Here is a 19,097-nt window from a genome sequence, read left to right on the forward strand (position 1 = left end):
CCGGGTCACACTTTCCGATCCGGTGCTTTAAGCCGGAATTTTGACGATTACCCGCAATCCACCCATCGGGCTTTCATCGAGCGTCACATCGCCGCCGTGGCTGCGGGCGATATCGCGAACGATGGAAAGGCCAAGGCCGGTGCCCGAAGCATTGAGGTTGCGCGCCTCGTCCAGCCGGAAGAACGGCTTGAACACGTCCTCGCGTGAGTTCTCCGGAATGCCCGGCCCGTCATCGTCAAAGGTCATGATGATGGAACGCGGCGCCTTGCGGATATCGATGTGGAGATTGCCGGCGTAGCGCCGTGCATTTTCGGCAAGATTGGCGACGAGCCGGGACAGCGCGTTCGGCCGCGCGATGATCCGCTCGATATTATAGAGTTCGTAGCTGAATTTCTTGCCGTGCAGCTCGAAATCATGGCTGATTTTTTCGAGAAGGGCCGGAAGCTCCAGCGTGCCGACATCCTCTTCGACATCGGTACGGGCAAAGGTCAGATAGGCCTCCAGCATCGACTGCATGTCCTCGACATCCTTGTCGAGCCCTTCGAGGTCGGGATTGTCGCCCGCGAGCGCCAATTGCAGCTTGAAGCGGGTGAGGATGGTGCGCAGGTCGTGGCTGACGCCGTTCAGCATGGCGGTGCGCTGCTCCATCTGCCGCTCGATACGCTCGCGCATCAATATGAAGGCGAGGCCGGCGCGCCGCACCTCATCCGCACCGCGCGGGGAATAGCCGCTGATCTTCTGGCCCTTGCCGAAGTTTTCCGCCGCCTTGGCGAGCGCTTCGATGGGTTTGATCTGCCCGCGCAGGAAGAGGATGGAGATGGCGATCAGCACCAGCGATGCCCCGACCATCCAGACAAGGAAGATATGGGTGTTGGAGGCATAGGCCGCGCTGCGGCTGGTGAAGACGCGCAGGGTCTTGTCTTCCAGCTGGACGCGGATTTCGACCAATGAACCATTGCCATAGGTGTCGATCCAGAACGGTCGGCCGATCTGCTGCGTTAACTGATCCGCCAGAATCCTGTCGAGGATCGAAAACAGCGGCTCAGGTCTTGGAGCAGGCAGATCCGCCTTCGGTTCGATATAGACGCTCAAACCCAGCTTGTCGCGGGCGATGCGGATGACGCGTTGATAGTCGTCTTCCTCCGGGTCCGTCTGCAGAAGCTCGATGATCGCGGCGATATCGCGCGTCACGGCGGAGGAGAGGCGCTCTGTCACGAGCTGCCAATGACGTTCCATGAAAACGGCCGCGACCACGGCCTGAAGCAGGATCATCGGCAGGATGATGATGAGCAGCGAACGGGTGTAGAGGCCGGTCGGCAGCCAGTGGCGCAGCCATCTGCCCGACATGCGCCAGGCCTTGGCCACGCCGCTGTTTCTGACCGTGCTGAGAAAATCGAGGCTCGCCATGGCCGTGCGTTCGCCCTTCGTTGGGTGCTCGTCAGTCCACGCTCAGGCGGTAACCGATGCCGCGCACCGTTTGCAGATAGACAGGATTGGCAGGGTCGTCCTCGATCTTTCGGCGAAGACGGTTGATCTGCACGTCGATGGTTCTTTCGCCCACTTCCGATTCCGCTTCCACCAGCTCGTGGCGGGGAATGGTATCGCCGGCGCGCAGCGCAAAAAGCAGCATGATCTCCTGCTCGCGATCCGTCAGGCGGATCGTTTCGGGGCCGCGCCGCAATTCCTTTTTGGGGATGGAGAAGCTGTAGGGGCCGAACATGATCTGTTCGATCTTGGGCGTATCGGGCGAGGTATTGCGCCGCAGGATGTTGTTGATGCGAAGGACGAGCTCGCGCGGGTCGAAGGGTTTGGCGAGATAATCGTCCGCTCCGGCTTCCAGCCCGGCGATGCGCGAATCCGCTTCCGACCGGGCGGTCAGAAGGATGACCGGCACGGATTTGTCCTCGTTCAGCGAACGGGTCAGCGAAAGTCCGTTTTCGCCCGGCATCATCACGTCGAGGATGAGCAGGTCGAAACGGATGCCCACCATTTTGCGCCGTGCTTCGGCGGCATCTGCCGCCACGGAGATGCGATAGCCCTTGTCGCCCAGAAAGCGCTGCAGGAGATCGCGAATGCGGGCATCGTCGTCGACGATCAGGAGATGGGCCGCATCGTCATCCGCCGGTGGACGTTTTGTCGGTGCTGTCGCCATCGTCACTCGTCCTCCACGGTGGTGGTCGTCGTCGGGCTGCGCATCTGCGCCAGGAATTTGCGCACGCAGGCGCGGGCGTCCGGCCCGAGACCTTCCAGCGCGCGGTCGATGCGGCGCGATTGCGGCTCGCTCAGCGCCAGCGCCAGTTCACGGCCCGTCAGCGTGGGGTAAAGCCTGCGCTGGCGGCGGTCTTCCGGGCCCGCCATCTGGCGGATGTAACCGTCGTCGATCAATTGCTTCAGCACACGGGCAAGGCTCTGCTTTGTAATCTGCAGCGTATCGAGCAGATCCGCCACCGTCATGCCCGGCTGACGGCTGACGAAATAGACCACCCGGTGATGCGCCCGCCCATATTCTAGCTTCGACAGAATGACATCTGGATCGGAGACGAAATCGCGATAGGCGAAAAACAGCGCCTCGATCGTGTCGAAGTCGATCTTGCCGTCGTCAACCTTCGGGAGTGCCGGTGTCTGCCTGGCGGCTGCGGTTTTAAGCGATTGCGGTGGCACTACGGTTCCTTCATATTCTGCGGCTGTCTGATCATAGGCTGACAGGCGTCGATGCGCCAATATTCTGTAAACATAGCCGAAAATGCGTCCGCTCGGGAGAATGCCGCGATCATTTTCTGTTGCGGTGGATAATATGGCGCGGGTGCGGGTGCAACTGGAATCCTGAGTGACCTTTACCGGAAATAGAAAAGAGCGCGGAAACTCCGCGCTCTTCATCCGTCTCTTGATGTCCGCCGTGCGTTTACTGATAGACGTAAACGATCCGTCGCGTCGAAGGTTCTACCAGAACCGGCACGTCGTTCACCCGGACATAACGATATTGATAGTCCGGAATTTCGACGAGACGCGTATCCGACGGCAACACACTGCCGACGGCTATGTCGCCGTCATAGGTGACGGTGTCTGCGGGATGTTCGTCAATGTAGGTGATCACCGATTGCGGCGGATCGACCTCACCGACGCGGCCGAGGTTCGGATCGCCGGGATTGGGCTCTGCCTGCACGCTCGAGGTCGTTTCGTAGGTCACAACCGGCACGCTGAGTTCCGAGCGGCGCTGTTCGAGAATGACCGGAGAGCCCTCATACATGACATTCAGATAATCGGCGTGGGCCCAGCCGCGCAGACCGTTGACTTCGATCCGGCACCAGCTGCTGCCTTCCATGCAGCCATCCAGAACCGCATTGCTGCCGCGGGTGGCCAGTCCCACTTCGGGATAGTCTTCACCGGGGCCTGAGCGAACGGAAATATCCGATGCGGTGGTGGCGACCATGGCGGCGTTCGCGAAACCGGCCATCAAGGCGAAGGCGCCGCCAGCCATGAGCATTTTAAGCGTCTTGTCCATGTGTCTCACTCCTTTCAAGACTGGAGCTACAACGTCGCAACCATCGGGGCGTTCCACATTTTTTGCCGGCAATTCCCGCCATCAGCCGAGGATTTATTGCTATCTCACTGTTTCCAATTATATTTTAGACTGCTTCAGTCGCCGGAAGTCGCCGTCTTTTCCGCCGCCATTGTGCCGCACCCGGTCGCAGGCTATAGGAGGCTGGAGCTTTCAGACAGGAGATACAGGATATGGGAAAATTGCAGGCGGGCATTATTCCGGTCACGCCATTCGAGCAGAATTGCACCATCCTGTTCGATCAGGACACCAAAGAGGGCGTCGTCGTCGATCCCGGTGGGGATGTTGACGTCATTCTCCAGGTCGTGTCTGAAAACGGCATCACGCTGAAGGAAATCTGGCTGACGCACGGGCATCTCGATCATGCCGGCGGTGCCGATGAACTGCGTGAAAAGCTGTCGCTGCCGGTTATCGGGCCGCATGAGGACGACCGGCCTCTGCTGGAGAGGATCGAGGTGCAGGCGGATAAATACGGCATCAGCGGTCTGAAGAATGTGGTGCCTGATACATGGTTGAAGGAAGGCGACAAGGTCTCATTTGGAGACCACGTCTTCGAGGTCTATCATTGCCCAGGTCATGCGCCCGGCCACGTGATATATTACAACCGCGACCAGAACTTCGCCCATGTCGGCGACGTGCTGTTTTCGGGATCGGTTGGGCGCACGGACCTGCCGGGCGGAAACCACGAGCAATTGATGGCGTCCATCCGCGACAAGCTTTTGCCGCTGGGTGACGATGTCGGTTTCATCTGCGGCCATGGTCCGGGTGGACGGCTGGGCGAGGAACGGCTCACCAACCCCTATCTCAAGGGGCTCTGAGCGCCGGCCCATTAGAGTTTTTCCGCATTTCCAGACGGAAAACCGGATTCCACTTTTCCTGGAAATGCCCTAAGGCCTGCGGGACCGCACAAAAAAACCCGGCATTCCTGCCGGGCTTCAACTAGAAAAGAAAGCCGTTTTAGGGTCAGCCAGCAATCTGCAGATTGACTGCCTTCGGCCCTTTGCCGCGACGATCCGGTTCCGTGTCGAAGCTCACTTTCTGATTTTCTGAAAGTCCGGACAGGCCAGAAGCCTGTACGGCAGAGATGTGAACAAAGATATCAGCGCCACCATTGTCTGGCTTGATGAAGCCGAAGCCTTTGTCTGTATTGAAGAATTTTACGGTGCCAGTTTCGGCCATGCATCAGGTCCTTTTCGCTCTGCCCGCGTTCAGCTACAGGCAGCATTACAGTTTTGCCCCGCGTGGGCGTTGGCAGGCAGTTTTTGACTATTGAGAAAATGGACCTTCGCAGCGGGAAGTAATGGCGTTCTCATCCAACGTTTTTCGTCCCACCGCCCGAGGTTTATAGCGTCCCCAGTGCGCAAAATTATAGGCCTTCCCATGCTCGCAAATTGCCCGAACCGCGGTAGAGTGATGCGTTTATCGAAAATTGGCAAGCAAAAGTTTTCACGGGCTTTTTGTCAGATAAAAAACCTGCGGTAGAATAAGATTGCGCAATCGCATATTTTTTCCGCAGAAGCGACAGTTGATGAAATAATTGCCGTTTACCGCAGGATTTCACGGCAAAATTTGAATGCCCTATCTGGATTTATGGCGGAAAGAGAAAAATAAGTTCTTTTTGCGTCAGGCTGTTCCAGCCATGGTTTTTTGCCGTTTGCGCGTCAATTCCGGCACCAGTTCCACGATCAGGATCGCGACGAATATGATCAGGCAGCCGATGTAGCCGGCGCTTGAAATGGTTTCCTTCAGGAAGACCGAAGCCAGCAAAGCGCCGAAAAGCGCTTCCGAGGACAGGAATATCGCGGCCTGCGGGGCGGTGGTGTAACGCTGGCCGATGACCTGCAAAACGAAGGCGAGGCCGGAGGAGACGAGGCCGACATAGAGGATTTCCGCCAGCGACGCCTCGATGGAGGCCATGCTGATCGGCTCGAACACGACGCCGATCATGCAACTAAGAAGGGAGCAAACGGCGAACTGGGTGCAGGAAAGCGCCAGCGGCCTTCCGCTTTCAGAGACGAAGCGCCCGGCAAGCGTGATCTGGATCGCCCAGAAAAAGGCGCAGATGATGCTGAGAATATCGCCGGTGGTCAGCGCCTCGAATGCGCCTCCGGAGAGCAGGAATATGCCGCCCAGCATCATCAGCGCGCATGGCCAGACGATCCAGTGGGGATGACGGCGGTAAAGCACGACGGCGATCACCGGTACGAAGATGACGTAGAGCCCGGTCAGGAAGCTGGAATTGGTGACGGTCGTGGTCAGGAGCCCGACCTGCTGGGTGGTGGCGCCGCCGAACAGGGCCAGACCCACGAGGATGAAGCTGCCGATTTCGCGCCGGCGCGGCGGCGATTTCAGCGACCGTGTTTCCATGAACGCGAAGGGCAGCACGGCGATGGCGGCAATGGCGAAACGCAGGCCGACGAACCAGAATGGGCCAATAGACGCCATGGCGGAGGATTGCGCGACGAAGCCGCCTCCCCAGATTGCTGCGGCGAGCAGAAGCAGCATATTGGCCTGAATACGCGTCATTGTTGGCACCAGCACGGCAGGGCCGGAAGATCATTCAGTCGCGGCCGCGGCAATTCGGGGATTTTTGAAATATCGATCCGCGATGCGGATGACTGTTTCCGGGTGCTTTAGCAGCAAGCTGCCGATGCCGCAAGTCGAGGGGAGGGCCGCTTATTTGTAGCGGCGGGCCTCGTCCTTCAGGCTGCGCCGGGTGAGCGTCAGGCCGCCAATGCCGAGGCCAATGAAGGCCGCGGCCGAAAGGACGATGAGCAGGATGTGGGGACTCGCTTTCGTCGTCGCTGCCACCTGCGGAATGGCGGAAGTATGCAGGGTATCGACCGCCTGGGCAGCCGCATTGGCCGAGGTTGCGATGCCGGCGGCCATGGTGACGATGACAAGAAACGCCGCAACGGCCATCCAGAGGGAAAACAGCGTTCTCTGCGCCCTTAACCTTTCAACGGAAGTCCGATCGTTGGTAAACATGGCTGTCGCCTCTTGTCCCTGTTCTTAAAGGATAAAAGAGGCTTCGAAATGGACGGCTTGGAGACCGAATTCTGGCGTTCCGCGGCATTTATTGCGGCAATATTGTGGCAAAGCCGGTTAGGAGAGCCGTTTGGGCGGATTTGGCGTCAGAGGCCGCGTTTTCCGAAGGTCCGGGTCTGGCGCAGCGGGTGCGGATCGGCGGGGCGTTCTTCCCGGAAAAATGCCGGTGGCGCAGGGCCTCTTTCCACCCTTGACGAGGCGAAATATTCACTGCCGAGTTCCGGGAAACGTGTGTCGAAACTAGTCGGGGCAAGTTCTGGCTTTGCCAGCACGTAGCCCTGCATCAAGAAGACGCCGAGTTCTTCGCACAGATCGACCTGCCATGCAGCTTCCAGTCCTTCGAAGACCGGCTCTATGCCATCGGCGCGAAACTGGCTGACGATGACGCGCAGAAGGGCAGCGCCCGCCGAATTCTGCATGAAATCGCGCACCCAGCCGGCTTCGAATTTCACATAGTCCGGCTTGATGAGCTTCACCCGGTCGATGTCGGAATCGCCCGCGCCATAATCATCGAGCGCCACGCGAAAGCCGATATCGTGCATGTGGTACGCGAAGTCGGCGACCATCTGCGTATCGGAGGCTTTTTTCTCGGATATTTCGCAGACGATGCGATCCGCCGTCATGCCGGCTTCGTGGGCGGCAAGACGCATGCGCTCCACTTCCTGGCGCATCTTGGCCGGAGTCTGGAACAGCCCCGGATGGAAATTGACGAAGATGCGGGCGCGGGACCGGTTGAGCCGGCCGGTGTTGAGAATGTGGATCGTGCGCAGGATGCTGTCGATATTTTCGATATCTTCCGGCGCGACCAGCGAGAAGAATTCGCCCGGCGTCACCGGCTCGCCATTGCGATGGGGACGCACCAGACCCTCAAAGGAATCGATGTCGAGAATACCGCTCGCCGTGCGGCGGAAAATGGGCTGCAGGGCCGATTTCAGGTTGAAGGTGCTATAGGCCGTGGACCATGTGCCATCGACCTCGCGGACAAGACTGGAAAAGATGCTTTTGAGCGCCATTTTTCAACCAGCTATAGAGACACGACCTCTAGGCTCGCGAATGTAGCGTATCAAGCGTTACTTCCGGGTTAAGGAAGGTTTAAATTCTGCGATGCAGCACATAAGCCGGCTTTTGACCTTGAAAGAAGGCCTGTCTTTCGACATAGAAAATGCCGCAGATGACGAGTTTTCCAACCTCTGCCGATGTCAACCCCAATAGGACCGATTAAAAATGGCCTTCCTTGCCGACATTCTCTCCCGCGTAAAGCCATCCGCCACCATCGCCGTTACCCAGAAAGCCCGTGAGCTGAAAGCGAAGGGCCGCGATGTGATCAGCCTTGGCGCCGGCGAGCCGGATTTCGATACGCCCGAAAATATCAAGGAAGCGGCCATCGACGCCATCAAGCGCGGCGAAACGAAATACACGCCGGTTTCGGGTATTCCGGAACTGCGCAAGGCGATTGCCGACAAGTTCAAGCGTGAAAACGGGCTGGACTACAAGCCGGAGCAGACGATTGTCGGCACGGGCGGCAAGCAGATCCTCTTCAACGCCTTCATGGCCACCCTGAACCCAGGCGATGAAGTCATCATTCCGGCGCCCTACTGGGTCAGCTATCCGGAAATGGTGGCGATCTGCGGCGGCACGCCGGTTTTCGTCGACGCCACGCTGGAAGACAATTTCAAGCTGAAGCCGGAAGCGCTGGAAAAGGCGATCACGCCGAAGACCAAGTGGTTCGTGTTCAACTCGCCGTCCAACCCGTCGGGCGCCGCCTATTCGCACGACGAGCTGAAGGCGCTGACCGATGTGCTGGTCAAGCATCCGCATGTCTGGGTGCTGACTGACGACATGTATGAGCACCTGACCTATGGCGATTTCAAATTCGTCACGCCGGTCGAAGTGGAGCCTTCGCTCTATGACCGCACGCTGACGATGAACGGCGTCTCCAAGGCCTATGCCATGACCGGCTGGCGTATCGGTTACGCTGCCGGCCCGCTGCCGCTGATCAAGGCCATGGACATGATCCAGGGCCAGCAGACCTCGGGCGCAAGCTCGATTGCGCAATGGGCCGCTGTCGAAGCCTTGAACGGCACGCAGGATTTCATTCCGGCGAACAAGAAAATCTTCGAAGGCCGTCGTGACCTCGTCGTTTCCATGCTCAACCAGGCGAAGGGCATCAGCTGCCCGGCTCCGGAAGGCGCATTCTACGTTTATCCGTCCTGCGCCGGCCTGATCGGCAAGACCGCGCCGTCGGGCAAGGTCATCGAGACGGATACGGATTTCGTTTCCGAGCTTCTGGAAGCCGAAGGCGTCGCCGTCGTGCAGGGATCGGCTTTCGGCCTCGGCCCGAACTTCCGCATTTCCTACGCCACGTCGGAAGCGCTGCTGGAAGAAGCCTGCAAGCGCATCCAGCGCTTCTGCGCCGATTGCCGCTGATCGGTTGTGATCTCAAATGAAGAAGCCCGGCAGCGATGCCGGGCTTTTTTCGTTTTGGTCAAAGCCCCAGAAACAGCAGCATGATGAAGGTGGCGAAGAGAATGAAATGCGTCATTCCTTCAATCGCGTTGGTCTCGCCGTCATTGAGATTGATGGCGGCGGCGATGAGGGTGATGAAGACCATGACGGTCTGAACCGGGGTCATTGCCATGATGAAGGGCTGGCCGGTATAGAGCGCGATACCCTCCATGACGGGCACGGTGAGGATGACCGTCGACAGCGATGCGCCCATGGCGATATTGACCACCGCCTGCATGCGGTTTCGCAAGGCGGACCGAAGCGCGGTGAGGATTTCCGGCGATGCCGAGATCGTCGCCACCACTACCGCCATCAGCGCTGGCGGCGCGCTGGTGCCCTCGAGGCTTTCGCTTAAGAAGGCCGACATGAATTCCGCCAGCACGCCGATCAGCACCACGCCGGCGATGATGAGGCCGATGGAGAGCGGTACGCTGCCTTCGTCCTCCTCTTCCGCATGGCCGTCCGATGCCTGTCCGGCCGGATGCGCCTTGCGGGGATAGGCATAGCTGAAGAAATAGCTGTGCGGGCCGACCTGCATTTTGAGGAACAGGGCGTAAAGCGCGATCATCGCGACGATGGTGAAGGCGGAGTAGACATGCCAGCTTTCATTGGGGATGAATTCCGGCACGATCATCGAAATACCCATGGCGGTGAGGATCATCACGCCATAGGTCTTGCCGGAATCGTCATTATAGGGCTGCTCGCCGTGGCGAAGACCGCCGAGCAGCGCCGCGAGACCGAGAATGCCGTTGATGTCGATCATCACGGCGGAATAGATCGTATCGCGCACCAGAGTGGGAGAACTGGATTCGCTCATGATGATGGCGAGGATCAGCACTTCCACCGCAACGGCCGACAGCGTCAGGATCATGGTGCCGTAAGGGTCGCCGACCTTGGTGGCAAGGATTTCGGCGTGATGGGCAACCCGCATCGATACGAGGACGATGAGCCCTATCAGCACGACTGCGGCGATAAGCGCCGCTGTTTTTCCGGCTTCGAAAATTGCATGTTCGGCCAGATAGGCGGCGATTGCCGCCGGTATCGCCAGCAGCAGCATGCGCTCCTGTTTCAGAATAGAACCCGCCATCGATTTCCCTTCCCCCTGATCGGCTCAGGCTGTGACGTATCGTCCCCCAGATCAAGCAGGATTTGCGCTTGAATGCTTTTGGTAGGATAGTGGTGTTGCAGGACATGCTGCTCATGCCGCGGTGTCCCATCGGGTGCAATGCTTGAAACGCGGTTGTGGTTGCCATGTCGCCTACCGAAGCAGGAGGACCATGCATGACCAAAGTGGTATATGAAATTGTCGAACATGACGGAGGCTTTGCCTACCGCATGAACGGCGCTTATTCCGAAACATTCCCTTCTTATGCGGATGCCGTCGAGGCTGCGCGCATCGTTGCCGCCGAACAGCAGGTGGGGGGCGATGACGAGGAAATCAGCTATCAGGATGAGAGCGGCCACTGGCATGAAGAATACAGCCAGGGCGGCGACCGGCCGGAAGCCGAGGTGGTCGACAAGACGACGCAGCAGGCCAGACCGTTTTGATCACCGATCCGTGGATTTCCAGCAAAGCCGGGATCACGTTGCCGGGAGTTGTTCGGCATTAGCGCCGTTTCGGCGGTGCGCCCGGATCGGTTTCTTTAAGATGACCCTTGAGGCCTTCGACGAGGGCGCTGAACACGGCACGACATCGCGGCGAGGTCTTGAGATTTTCATGCATCGCGACCCAGGTGTGGAGCGGGATGTCGATTTTCGGAAGAACCTGAACGAGCCGGGGGTCCTTGCGCGCCAGGCCTATCTGACAGACGCCGATGCCTGCGCTGGCGCGGATCATGGCAAGCTGGGCGAGATTGCTGTCGGCGCGGATTTCAAAGGAAATTTCCTCAATATCGGGTATGTCCGGATCGAGCGAGCGCATCCGCTGGATGGCCGCCCGGATGAAAGGCGTCTTGCGGTCGAAACCGACCATTCGGTGATGGTTCAGATCTTCCATGCTCTTCGGGGTGCCAGCTCTTGCCAGATAGTCGCGCGTCGCATGAAATCCCAGACGGAAATTGCCGATATAACGCATGACGATCGCATCCTGCTGCGGTTCGGTCATGCGAATGGCGATATCCGCCTCGCGTCTTAAAAGGTCTTCCAGCGTATCGGAAAGCGAAAGCTCGATTTCAAGCCGCGGGTGAACCTCCTGCATGGCCGTGATGATCGGCGGCAGCATTTCCACGCCGATGATATCACTTGCGCTGATGCGCACCGTGCCTTCGATCTTACCGACTTCGCCGGAGGCCGCGCGCATGAGGGCGGCGGTCGTCGCCGCGAGATTTTCCGCATAGGGGCGGAGCGCAAGGGCTGCTTCCGTCGGCATCAGCCCGTGCGGCGAGCGGATGAACAGCGGAAAGCCGACGGCCTCTTCCAGCGCGCCGATATGACGTCCCGCCGTCGGCTGGGTGATGCCAAGCTCGCGGGCGGCGGCGGACAGCGAACCGTCGCTCAGCACGCTGAGGAAGGTGCGATAGAAATCCCAGCTGATGTCGCGGTTTCGTGTCATAAGATTTTGTATAGCCGCTCCACTCATTTCGATAATTTCGTATACCGCGGAATGGGGCGATACTCCAGTCCACAACAAGGAGTACGGCGATGATATATGAAAACAACGCAAATACAGCGCAGAATGAACGGCCTCTGGCCCTGATTTTGGGGGTGAATGGCGGTGTCGGCAGTCAGGTCTCCAGAATGCTGCAGCAACGGGGATGGCAGGTAAGGGCGATGACGCGCCAGCGGACGTCAACGGGCGCTACGGATGGCGTCGAACGTGTGACCGGGGACGCCATGAACCGGCAGGATGTGATGGATGCGGCAAAAGGCGCGAGCCTCATCGTCCATGCGGTCAATCCTCCCGGCTATCGCAACTGGGAAAGCCAGGTGCTGCCGATGCTCGACAATACCATTGCCGCCGCCGAAGCCTGCGGGGCGCGGATCGTCTTTCCGGGCAGCGTCTATAATTTCGGCCCGGACGCCTTTCCGCTTCTGACGGAAGACAGTCCGCAAAAGCCTTTTACCCGCAAGGGCGCATTGCGTGTGGAGATGGAGCGGCGGCTGAAAATGGCGTCGATGCGCGGCGTGCCGGTACTGATCGTCCGCGCCGGGGATTTCTTTGGGCCGGACGCGAGAAACAACTGGTTTTCGCAGATGCTGGTGAAACCCGGAAAGCCGGTCCGGAGTGTCCAGAATCCCGCCGCGCCATATGCCGGGCATCAATGGGCCTATCTGCCGGATGTCGCCGAGACCATTGGCCGGCTGCTGGACCGCGCAGACGAGCTTCCGGCTTTCGCCGTCTATCACATGGAAGGTTTCTGGGATTTCGACGGGCTGCAACTGGTTGAAGCCATCGAGCGGGTTGTCGGGCATCCGGTCAAGAGGCGGCAGCTGTCCTGGTCGGGCATCAAATTGACCGCTCCCTTCGTTCCCCTGTTCCGCGAAGTGCTGGAAATGCAATATCTCTGGCAGATGCCGATCCGGATGAGCAATCGCAGGCTGACGGATTTTCTCGGAACGGAACCCAGGACACCGATCGACATTGCGGTAGCGACGACACTGGCGAGCCTCGACTGCCTTGAGCAGAGGCCGCAGCCGTCGAGCCTTTCTCATCCGGCCGATGCCGGGGGCAGGGTGTGATGGCCACGATTGCGAATGGGATGTCGGCGAGGCGTCGCGTGTTTGCCGTGATTTCGGCAAGCGTGCCGGTGCTGATCTTCGCGCAGGTGCTGCTGGCCGGGCTGTCGATCTATTACGATGGATCGCTGCTTTCGCTGCACAAGGGGCTCGGCTTTCTGATCGCCGTTCCGATCCTGTCGCTGGCGGTTCTCGCTTCTCTATATGACGATCTGCGGCCGAATCTTGCCCGCACGCTGGCCCTGCTTGGTCTTTACTGTCTTCAGGTGGCCCTGATGAGCATCGGCCGGGAAACGGGCAATGGCTTCCTGCAGGCGCTGCATGTGCCTAACGCCTTCGTCATGGGCGCGTTTTCCGATTTTGCCGCGCGGCAGGCGCGAAGCCTGCGCTGAAAGAAAACGCCGCACTGCTTTCGGGCAGTGCGGCGTCTTTGCTTTATCCATTATCAGGCAAGCGCCGGATAGTCGGTGTAACCTTCGGCTCCGCCGCCATAGAAGGTCGGCTGGTTCGGCTCGTTGAGCGGCGCGTCGTTTTTCAGGCGGCGGACCAGATCCGGATTGGCGATGAAGGCCTTGCCGAAAGCCACGGCATCGACTTTACCGCTTTCAACCGCCTCGATGGCGCTCTCACGGTCGTAGCCATTATTGGCGATCCACAGACCCTTGCCGCCGGCATTGCGATAAGCGGCCTTGAAGGCGGCATAATCGAAAGGCTTGTCGCCCTGCTTGAAATCGCGCGGGCCGCCGGTTGCACCTTCAACGACATGGATGAAGGCGAGATTGCGCTTGCCGAGCTGTTCCACCACGTAATTATAAAGCGGCTGCGGATCGGCTTCGAAAATGTCGTTGGCGGGCGTGACGGGCGAGAGGCGAATGCCGGTGCGGCCTGCGCCGATCTCTTCCGCCACGGCATCGACAACTTCGAGCAGGAAGCGGGCCCGGTTTTCGATGGAGCCCCCATAATCATCCGTGCGCTGGTTAGTGCTGGATTTCAGGAACTGCTCGATCAGGTAGCCATTGGCGGCATGGATTTCGACACCGTCGAAACCGGCTTCCAGTGCTGCGCGCGCGCCGCTGCGGTAATCCTCAAGAATGAGGCCGATATCGTCGATGGTGAGCGCACGGGGCTCGGAGGTTTCGGCAAAGGCGCCGGTGCCGTCATCATTGATGATATAGGTCTTCGACTTGGCCGGAATGGCGGAAGGCGCGACCGGCTGGCCGCCATGCGGCTGCAGCGAGGTGTGGGAAATGCGGCCCACATGCCAGATCTGCGCGACGATCTTGCCACCGGCAGAATGCACGCTGTCCGTCACCTGTTTCCAGCCCGCGATTGCTTCCCGCTTGTAGAGGCCGGGAACGTCAGCGTAACCCTGACCCTGCTGGGAAATCGGCGTGCCTTCCGTGACGATGAGCCCGGCCGTGGCGCGCTGCTCGTAATAGGTGGCGTTGAGATTGTTGGGAATGGCGCCCGGCGAACGGTTGCGGGTGAGGGGGGCCATGACGATACGGTTGGCGAGTGCGATATCGCCGGCCTGTGCCGGTTCGAAAAGACTGGTCATGCGACTTCACTTTCTGGTCGGTTGGCGAAATTGCGCGGGGGACGCGCTGTCTTTCTGTCTGGGTGCCGGAATGAAAACCGTCTTGCGGTTTCCGGTCCGACACCCCGAGGCTCAAAGCTTGGGAGGCTCAGAGATTGGCTTGCAGATAATTGCGGAAGGCGTCGATGGTTTCCTCGTTGCGTTCGAAAAACACCCATTGCCCGACCTTTTTCGACCTTATCAGGCCGGCTGCCTGCAACACCGCCAGATGCGACGAGACGGTGGATTGCGACAGGCCGCTGATCTGAAACTGGTTGGCGCATACACCCATGCTGAGGGGATGCTCCTGGCAGAAGTGACTTTCAGGAGACTTCAGCCATTCCAGGAATTTCAGCCTTGCGGGGTGCGAAAGGGCTTTGAGGATTTCCTCCGGGTTCATCGGTGCTTCTTCAATATCTGGCATGTCCGATATTTATATCGGTCATCATCGATATACAAGTCACGTCTCTGTGAGGATCGTCTGTGAGGATCAAGGGGGCGGGCAGGCATTTCCAAAAAAGAAGGCCGCTGGATATCTCCGCGGCCTGATAAGTTTGAAGGTCAAAACCTCCAGAGGGGAACAGCTGTCGCGTGCCTTGAGCGAGCGTGACAGCTGACTAAAATATGGGTGTGGGAATAATGCAAAACAAGGTTGCATCATGTGATATTTCGCCAATTCGGAGAAAATTCTTGCGGGTAAAAAAAGAGGGCCGCCGGATGGATCCAGGGCCCTTTAAGTGTGAAGGTCAAAAACCTCCAGAGGGGAACAGCTGATGCGGTGGAACTGGGAGGAAAAGCCACCGTGTGCATCAGCTGAGAGCGATATGGTGCTTTTTTGTGCACGAAACAACTCTTTTTTGTGCAGGTCAGGCATGCGCAACACGCAGCCCTCGATATTTCCGGTATATTTTATGTGCAATGCTCCCGGGCGGCGCAGGCGCGCCGCTCGAGTATTTCGTAAGATAAGTGATTGAAATTTAAAGACTATAACCGAGCGCCGATTATTTTAACGTCAGAAGTTCCAGTTCCGCGCCTTTGCCACGATGAAGTCGCGGAAGGCTTTCAGCTTTGCAGCGTTTTTCATCTCGTCGGGATAGCAGAAATAGGTATCGAAGGACGGAATATCTGCGGCGAGCGATAGCTGGATAAGGCCCGGATCGCGGCCGACGATATAATCCGGCAGGCAGGCGATGCCGATTCCCAGCAGGCAGGCGCGCTTGATCGAGGTCTGGCTGTTGATCTGCAGATGCGGCGTGCGCGTATTGTCGGAGGACCGCCCAGCATTCTCCAGCCAGTTGACGTCCAGCAGATAGTTAGGCGCCGGTTCGCCGAAGGAGATGATGCGGTGATTGTCCAGATCCTCTATCGACTGCGGCTCACCATGGCGGTTGATATAGGACGGCGCGGCGTAGACGTGCATGTGCACCGTGAACAGCTTGCGCTGAATGAGGTCCGACTGCTGCGGCTGGCGCAGGCGGATGGCGCAATCGGCGTGACGCATGTTCACGTCCAGCTCCTCATTGTCGAGGATGAGCTGTATCGACATTTCCGGATAGAGCTGCAGGAATTCCTGCACCTTGTCCGTCAGCCAGCCCTGGCCGAGACCGACGGTCGTCGTCACGCGCAGCTTGCCGCTCGGCTTCTCCGTCGTTTCGGTGAGCTGCATCTTCACCGTTTCGAGCTTCAGCAGCACGTCATGGGCGGTGCGGTACAGCAACTCGCCCTGTTCCGTGAGGATGAGACCGCGGGCGTGGCGATGGAACAGCTTGACGCCGACATCCTGCTCCAGCGCGCTGACCTGACGGCTAATGGCCGACTGGGACAAATGCAGCTTGTCGGCAGCATGGGTGAAAGACCCTGCTTCGGCTGCGGCATGAAAAATGCGCAGTTTATCCCAGTCCAATGGCATTGCCATGCCTATCCTGCCTTTCGGTTATTCCGCTGCGACAGCAAGCGGTTGATGCGCGGTGAGATAACGTTCCGCTTCCAGCGCGGCCATGCAGCCCATGCCGGCGGCGGTGATCGCCTGACGGTAGATGTCGTCGGTGACGTCGCCAGCCGCGAAAATGCCTTCCACGTCGGTCGCCGTGGAATCGGGGGCGGTCCACATGTAGCCGTTGTCTTTCAGCTTCACCTTGCCCTTGAACAGCTCGACTGCCGGCGCATGGCCGATGGCGACAAAGACGCCGTCGATGGGGAATTCGCTGATCGTGCCGGTCTTGGTATCACGCAGCTTCACACCGGAGACGGAAGGCGGCATTGGCGGCTTTGCGGGTGCACCGGTAATTTCGGCGATTTCCGTGTTCCAGAGAATCTTGACGTTTTCCTTGGCGAACAGCCGTTCCTGCAGGATTTTTTCCGAGCGGAAGCTATCGCGACGGTGAACGACGGTGACCGATTTGGCGATATGGGCGAGGTACAGCGCTTCTTCCACGGCGGAGTTGCCGCCGCCGACCACGATCACATCCTTGTTGCGATAGAAGAAACCGTCGCAGGTGGCGCAGGCGGAAACGCCGAAGCCCTGAAAATGCTGCTCGCTCTCAATGCCGAGCCACTTGGCCTTGGCGCCGGTGGCGATGATCAGCGTATCGGCGGTCCAGACCTGACCGGAATCGGTCTTGACCACGAAAGGCCGAACATTGGTTTCAACCTCGGTGACGAGGTCGCTGACGATTTCCGCGCCCACATGCGTCGCCTGCTTCAGCATCTGGTCCATCAGCCACGGACCCTGGATCGGATCGGCAAAGCCCGGATAGTTCTCGACATCGGTGGTGATCATCAGCTGGCCGCCCTGTTCCATGCCGGCGATCAGCACGGGTTTCAGCATTGCGCGGGCCGCGTAGATCGCCGCGGTATAACCGGCGGGGCCGGAGCCGATGATCAATACCTTGGTGTGGCGGGCAGACATGGAAACGTTCCTTTCAATAGCGGGGCCTCTCGGTAGCAGTGACTTTCGGCACCAGAACCCTCCGGCCGCAAGACGGCGGACAGGCCGCAACCCCTTCGTTGCCCGGTATTTAAGGTTGTCTAGTGTCTTTATTCAAGGGCAGCCTTGCGTTACCAACAAGGCAGTTGTGGATGCGCGCGCAATTTTGTGACCGGGCGGTGGCATAATGTTGCGAATCCCGCGCTGAATAGTACAAGGAAGTTCCACAGCTTAACGAGGTACTCCTCCGTGACCAGCGTCGAACTCGATGCCATCGATCTGAAAATCCTGCGCGAATTGCAGCGCGACGGGCGCATGACCAATGTGGAACTGGCCGAAAGGGTCGGTATTTCCGCGCCGCCCTGCCTCCGGCGCGTCCGCAAGCTGGAAGAGGCGGGCGTGATCGAGGGGTATCACGCCATGTTGAACGCGCCGAAGCTCGGTTTCGATCTCGTCGCCTTCTGCATGGTTGGTCTCAAGCGCCAGTCGGACAGCAATCTGAAGGCTTTTGCGGCGGCAACGGCCGGCTGGTCGCTGGTGCGTCAGGCCTGGATGGTGTCGGGCGAAAGCGACTTTCTGCTACATTGCGTGGCCAAAAACCTGACGGAATTTCAGGATTTCGTCATCGAGGTTCTGACGGCGGACGAAAATGTCGATACGGTGCGCACCATGCTCACCATCCGGCAGGTCAAGCGCGTCGGTCTCGTGGAAATCTGAGCGGCAGGCTTCGTTACTGCCTTAAGACGCGTTACCCGCGCCGCAAAGCCTCATAGACTTCGCCGAGACTCGTGGCCTCTTTATCAAGCGGGAATGTGCTGCGCACATGCGCGAGACCGGCACGGGCATGGCTCTCGGCCAGAGCCGGGTCAGCAAGATAGGTCCTTATCGCATCCATGAGCGATGCGTAGTCACCCGCCTCGACGACTGCGCCGGTTTCACCCCTGACGATCATTTCCTCATAGGCGCCGGCAGTGCTTGTGACGACGGCCGTCTCCGATGCCATGGCCTCGAGCGGCGTCAAGCCGAAACCTTCGTTGCGGGATGGGGCGACATAGAGCGTCAGCCGCCGGTACCACGGCTTGATGTCGTCCACCTCACCCTGAAACACGATGCGATCCGAAAGGCCGGCAGCCTTGACATCGGCCTCAAGTGCCTCGGCAAAAGCCTTGTGTTCCGCCGTTACCCGGCCGGAAACAATGGCTGTCCATTGCGGATGGGCGGGCAAAAGCTCGATCATGGCGCGCACGAAAAGATCGGTGCCCTTCTGGTGGCGCACCCGTCCAAAGCAGCCGATGAGATATTGGCCCGGCAGGCCGGTTGCCGCGATTGTGTCTTCCGGGCCGGTTGCCGGATGGAACAGGTCGGTATCGACGCCATGCATGACAACGCGATTGGGTACTTCCAGAAACGAGCCGGAGCGGGTGCTGGTCGCGACCACGGCGTCCATCTTGGAAATCAGAAACCGTGTATAGGCGGAATGCCGCCTCTGTGCGGCCGAAGTAAAAAGCAGCTTCACCTTCATGCGCAGCACGTCACGCATGAAAAGACCCGGCAACATTTCGAGGTTGCGACGGGCATGCCAGATACGCGGGCCGCCCTGCGGGCCGTTTTGCCAGAGCCGCCAGAGATCGCGGAAGCGCACATGCGGCAGATGCGGCGGCAGGCCGGGGCCGATGACGGCCACCTTCTGTCCCAGCCGGTTCTGCACCGGAATAAGCTGAACAATGGTGGAGGTGACGCCGGAGAGCCTGCGTTTGAAGTTCGGCGCAAGCACCTGCACATCTTTCAGACTGACGTGGGACAAGATG

Annotated in this window: 21 protein-coding genes; 6 read left to right on the plus strand and 15 right to left on the minus strand. The window is 59.2% G+C overall.

What is annotated here, in order from left to right; translation table 11 throughout:
- Positions 1-27: 27 nt before the first annotated feature.
- The 4 genes from PH605_RS16395 to PH605_RS16410 form a co-directional block, all read right to left on the minus strand.
- On the minus strand, positions 28-1,407 hold the full coding sequence (locus PH605_RS16395; RefSeq protein ID WP_065655728.1) for an ATP-binding protein: 1,380 nt from the start codon (positions 1,405-1,407) through the stop codon (positions 28-30).
- 31 nt (positions 1,408-1,438) lie between these two features.
- A complete protein-coding gene (locus PH605_RS16400) occupies positions 1,439-2,152 on the minus strand; it encodes a response regulator (RefSeq protein ID WP_003522866.1) in 714 nt (237 codons plus the stop codon).
- Positions 2,153-2,154: 2 nt separating this feature from the next.
- Complete coding sequence (locus PH605_RS16405) at positions 2,155-2,661, minus strand: MarR family winged helix-turn-helix transcriptional regulator (RefSeq protein WP_031234081.1); 507 nt, start codon at positions 2,659-2,661, stop codon at positions 2,155-2,157.
- Between the two features lie 241 nt (positions 2,662-2,902).
- A complete protein-coding gene (locus PH605_RS16410; protein ID WP_065655730.1) occupies positions 2,903-3,502 on the minus strand; it encodes a DUF1236 domain-containing protein in 600 nt (199 codons plus the stop codon).
- A gap of 230 nt (positions 3,503-3,732) precedes the next feature.
- Here PH605_RS16410 and PH605_RS16415 point away from each other — a divergent pair, with 230 nt between their 5' ends.
- On the plus strand, positions 3,733-4,377 hold the full coding sequence (locus PH605_RS16415) for an MBL fold metallo-hydrolase (RefSeq protein ID WP_065655731.1): 645 nt from the start codon (positions 3,733-3,735) through the stop codon (positions 4,375-4,377).
- A 145-nt stretch (positions 4,378-4,522) separates the two neighbouring features.
- On the opposite strand, the gene PH605_RS16420 is transcribed toward PH605_RS16415, so the two are convergent.
- The 4 genes from PH605_RS16420 to PH605_RS16435 form a co-directional block, all read right to left on the minus strand.
- Positions 4,523-4,738 carry a cold-shock protein gene (locus PH605_RS16420; RefSeq protein WP_003494703.1) on the minus strand — a complete coding sequence of 72 codons (216 nt, stop codon included), beginning with the start codon at positions 4,736-4,738 and terminating at the stop codon, positions 4,523-4,525.
- Between the two features lie 444 nt (positions 4,739-5,182).
- Positions 5,183-6,085 carry a DMT family transporter gene (locus PH605_RS16425; protein WP_142845456.1) on the minus strand — a complete coding sequence of 301 codons (903 nt, stop codon included), beginning with the start codon at positions 6,083-6,085 and terminating at the stop codon, positions 5,183-5,185.
- Positions 6,086-6,235: 150 nt separating this feature from the next.
- Positions 6,236-6,547: a hypothetical protein gene (locus PH605_RS16430; RefSeq protein ID WP_078051800.1), complete on the minus strand. Its 312-nt coding sequence runs from the start codon at positions 6,545-6,547 to the stop codon at positions 6,236-6,238.
- A gap of 146 nt (positions 6,548-6,693) precedes the next feature.
- Positions 6,694-7,620 carry an EAL domain-containing protein gene (locus PH605_RS16435; RefSeq protein ID WP_142845457.1) on the minus strand — a complete coding sequence of 309 codons (927 nt, stop codon included), beginning with the start codon at positions 7,618-7,620 and terminating at the stop codon, positions 6,694-6,696.
- 211 nt (positions 7,621-7,831) lie between these two features.
- Between PH605_RS16435 and PH605_RS16440 the strand changes: the two genes are divergently transcribed.
- Positions 7,832-9,034: a pyridoxal phosphate-dependent aminotransferase gene (locus PH605_RS16440; protein ID WP_003522859.1), complete on the plus strand. Its 1,203-nt coding sequence runs from the start codon at positions 7,832-7,834 to the stop codon at positions 9,032-9,034.
- Between the two features lie 58 nt (positions 9,035-9,092).
- On the opposite strand, the gene PH605_RS16445 is transcribed toward PH605_RS16440, so the two are convergent.
- Positions 9,093-10,199, minus strand: coding sequence for a calcium:proton antiporter (locus PH605_RS16445; RefSeq protein ID WP_142845458.1), 1,107 nt, complete (start codon positions 10,197-10,199; stop codon positions 9,093-9,095).
- A 194-nt stretch (positions 10,200-10,393) separates the two neighbouring features.
- On the opposite strand from PH605_RS16445, the gene PH605_RS16450 reads away from it, so the two are divergent.
- Positions 10,394-10,660 (plus strand): DUF2188 domain-containing protein, encoded by a 267-nt coding sequence (locus tag PH605_RS16450; protein ID WP_003522857.1) that lies wholly within the window; start codon positions 10,394-10,396, stop codon positions 10,658-10,660.
- 58 nt (positions 10,661-10,718) lie between these two features.
- On the opposite strand, the gene PH605_RS16455 is transcribed toward PH605_RS16450, so the two are convergent.
- Entirely contained in the window at positions 10,719-11,663 is a 945-nt protein-coding gene (locus PH605_RS16455; protein WP_003522856.1) for a LysR family transcriptional regulator, read from the minus strand.
- Between the two features lie 89 nt (positions 11,664-11,752).
- Here PH605_RS16455 and PH605_RS16460 point away from each other — a divergent pair, with 89 nt between their 5' ends.
- Positions 11,753-12,790, plus strand: coding sequence for an NAD-dependent epimerase/dehydratase family protein (locus PH605_RS16460; protein WP_142845459.1), 1,038 nt, complete (start codon positions 11,753-11,755; stop codon positions 12,788-12,790).
- The gene (locus tag PH605_RS16465; protein WP_142845460.1) at positions 12,790-13,179 is read left to right on the plus strand and encodes a DUF6220 domain-containing protein; all 390 of its coding nucleotides are present in this window, start codon (positions 12,790-12,792) and stop codon (positions 13,177-13,179) included. The genes PH605_RS16460 and PH605_RS16465 overlap by 1 nt, the downstream gene beginning before the upstream one ends.
- Before the next feature lie 53 nt (positions 13,180-13,232).
- Here the strand turns inward: PH605_RS16465 and PH605_RS16470 are convergent, their stop codons facing one another.
- From PH605_RS16470 to trxB, 4 genes are all read right to left on the minus strand, one after another.
- Positions 13,233-14,345, minus strand: a complete 1,113-nt coding sequence (locus tag PH605_RS16470) for an alkene reductase (RefSeq protein ID WP_065655738.1) — start codon at positions 14,343-14,345, stop codon at positions 13,233-13,235.
- Between the two features lie 127 nt (positions 14,346-14,472).
- The gene (locus PH605_RS16475; RefSeq protein WP_003522852.1) at positions 14,473-14,763 is read right to left on the minus strand and encodes an ArsR/SmtB family transcription factor; all 291 of its coding nucleotides are present in this window, start codon (positions 14,761-14,763) and stop codon (positions 14,473-14,475) included.
- Between the two features lie 612 nt (positions 14,764-15,375).
- On the minus strand, positions 15,376-16,272 hold the full coding sequence (locus PH605_RS16480; RefSeq protein WP_020011327.1) for a LysR family transcriptional regulator VtlR: 897 nt from the start codon (positions 16,270-16,272) through the stop codon (positions 15,376-15,378).
- A 24-nt stretch (positions 16,273-16,296) separates the two neighbouring features.
- Complete coding sequence (gene trxB, locus PH605_RS16485; RefSeq protein ID WP_003522850.1) at positions 16,297-17,271, minus strand: thioredoxin-disulfide reductase; 975 nt, start codon at positions 17,269-17,271, stop codon at positions 16,297-16,299.
- Between the two features lie 267 nt (positions 17,272-17,538).
- On the opposite strand from trxB, the gene PH605_RS16490 reads away from it, so the two are divergent.
- A complete protein-coding gene (locus PH605_RS16490) occupies positions 17,539-18,006 on the plus strand; it encodes an Lrp/AsnC family transcriptional regulator (RefSeq protein WP_020811379.1) in 468 nt (155 codons plus the stop codon).
- A gap of 31 nt (positions 18,007-18,037) precedes the next feature.
- Here the strand turns inward: PH605_RS16490 and PH605_RS16495 are convergent, their stop codons facing one another.
- A complete protein-coding gene (locus tag PH605_RS16495) occupies positions 18,038-19,093 on the minus strand; it encodes a glycosyltransferase family 4 protein (protein ID WP_142845461.1) in 1,056 nt (351 codons plus the stop codon).
- Between the last annotated feature and the right edge of the window lie 4 nt (positions 19,094-19,097).

This window comes from Agrobacterium sp. CFBP 3001 (assembly GCF_027871605.1).
In the GTDB taxonomy this organism is placed as follows: Bacteria; Pseudomonadota; Alphaproteobacteria; order Rhizobiales; family Rhizobiaceae; genus Agrobacterium; species Agrobacterium leguminum.

Bases quoted from the DNA above. Each gene is read 5' to 3' on its own strand.
- PH605_RS16395 (WP_065655728.1), bottom strand. From the start codon at position 1,407: ATGGCGAGCCTCGATTTTCTCAGCACGGTCAGAAACAGCGGCGTGGCC.
- PH605_RS16400 (WP_003522866.1), bottom strand. From the start codon at position 2,152: ATGGCGACAGCACCGACAAAACGTCCACCGGCGGATGACGATGCGGCC.
- PH605_RS16410 (WP_065655730.1), bottom strand. From the start codon at position 3,502: ATGGACAAGACGCTTAAAATGCTCATGGCTGGCGGCGCCTTCGCCTTG.
- PH605_RS16415 (WP_065655731.1), top strand. From the start codon at position 3,733: ATGGGAAAATTGCAGGCGGGCATTATTCCGGTCACGCCATTCGAGCAG.
- PH605_RS16420 (WP_003494703.1), bottom strand. From the start codon at position 4,738: ATGGCCGAAACTGGCACCGTAAAATTCTTCAATACAGACAAAGGCTTC.
- PH605_RS16425 (WP_142845456.1), bottom strand. From the start codon at position 6,085: ATGACGCGTATTCAGGCCAATATGCTGCTTCTGCTCGCCGCAGCAATC.
- PH605_RS16430 (WP_078051800.1), bottom strand. From the start codon at position 6,547: ATGTTTACCAACGATCGGACTTCCGTTGAAAGGTTAAGGGCGCAGAGA.
- PH605_RS16435 (WP_142845457.1), bottom strand. From the start codon at position 7,620: ATGGCGCTCAAAAGCATCTTTTCCAGTCTTGTCCGCGAGGTCGATGGC.
- PH605_RS16440 (WP_003522859.1), top strand. From the start codon at position 7,832: ATGGCCTTCCTTGCCGACATTCTCTCCCGCGTAAAGCCATCCGCCACC.
- PH605_RS16445 (WP_142845458.1), bottom strand. From the start codon at position 10,199: ATGGCGGGTTCTATTCTGAAACAGGAGCGCATGCTGCTGCTGGCGATA.
- PH605_RS16450 (WP_003522857.1), top strand. From the start codon at position 10,394: ATGACCAAAGTGGTATATGAAATTGTCGAACATGACGGAGGCTTTGCC.
- PH605_RS16455 (WP_003522856.1), bottom strand. From the start codon at position 11,663: ATGACACGAAACCGCGACATCAGCTGGGATTTCTATCGCACCTTCCTC.
- PH605_RS16460 (WP_142845459.1), top strand. From the start codon at position 11,753: ATGATATATGAAAACAACGCAAATACAGCGCAGAATGAACGGCCTCTG.
- PH605_RS16465 (WP_142845460.1), top strand. From the start codon at position 12,790: ATGGCCACGATTGCGAATGGGATGTCGGCGAGGCGTCGCGTGTTTGCC.
- PH605_RS16470 (WP_065655738.1), bottom strand. From the start codon at position 14,345: ATGACCAGTCTTTTCGAACCGGCACAGGCCGGCGATATCGCACTCGCC.
- PH605_RS16475 (WP_003522852.1), bottom strand. From the start codon at position 14,763: ATGAACCCGGAGGAAATCCTCAAAGCCCTTTCGCACCCCGCAAGGCTG.
- PH605_RS16480 (WP_020011327.1), bottom strand. From the start codon at position 16,272: ATGCCATTGGACTGGGATAAACTGCGCATTTTTCATGCCGCAGCCGAA.
- trxB (WP_003522850.1), bottom strand. From the start codon at position 17,271: ATGTCTGCCCGCCACACCAAGGTATTGATCATCGGCTCCGGCCCCGCC.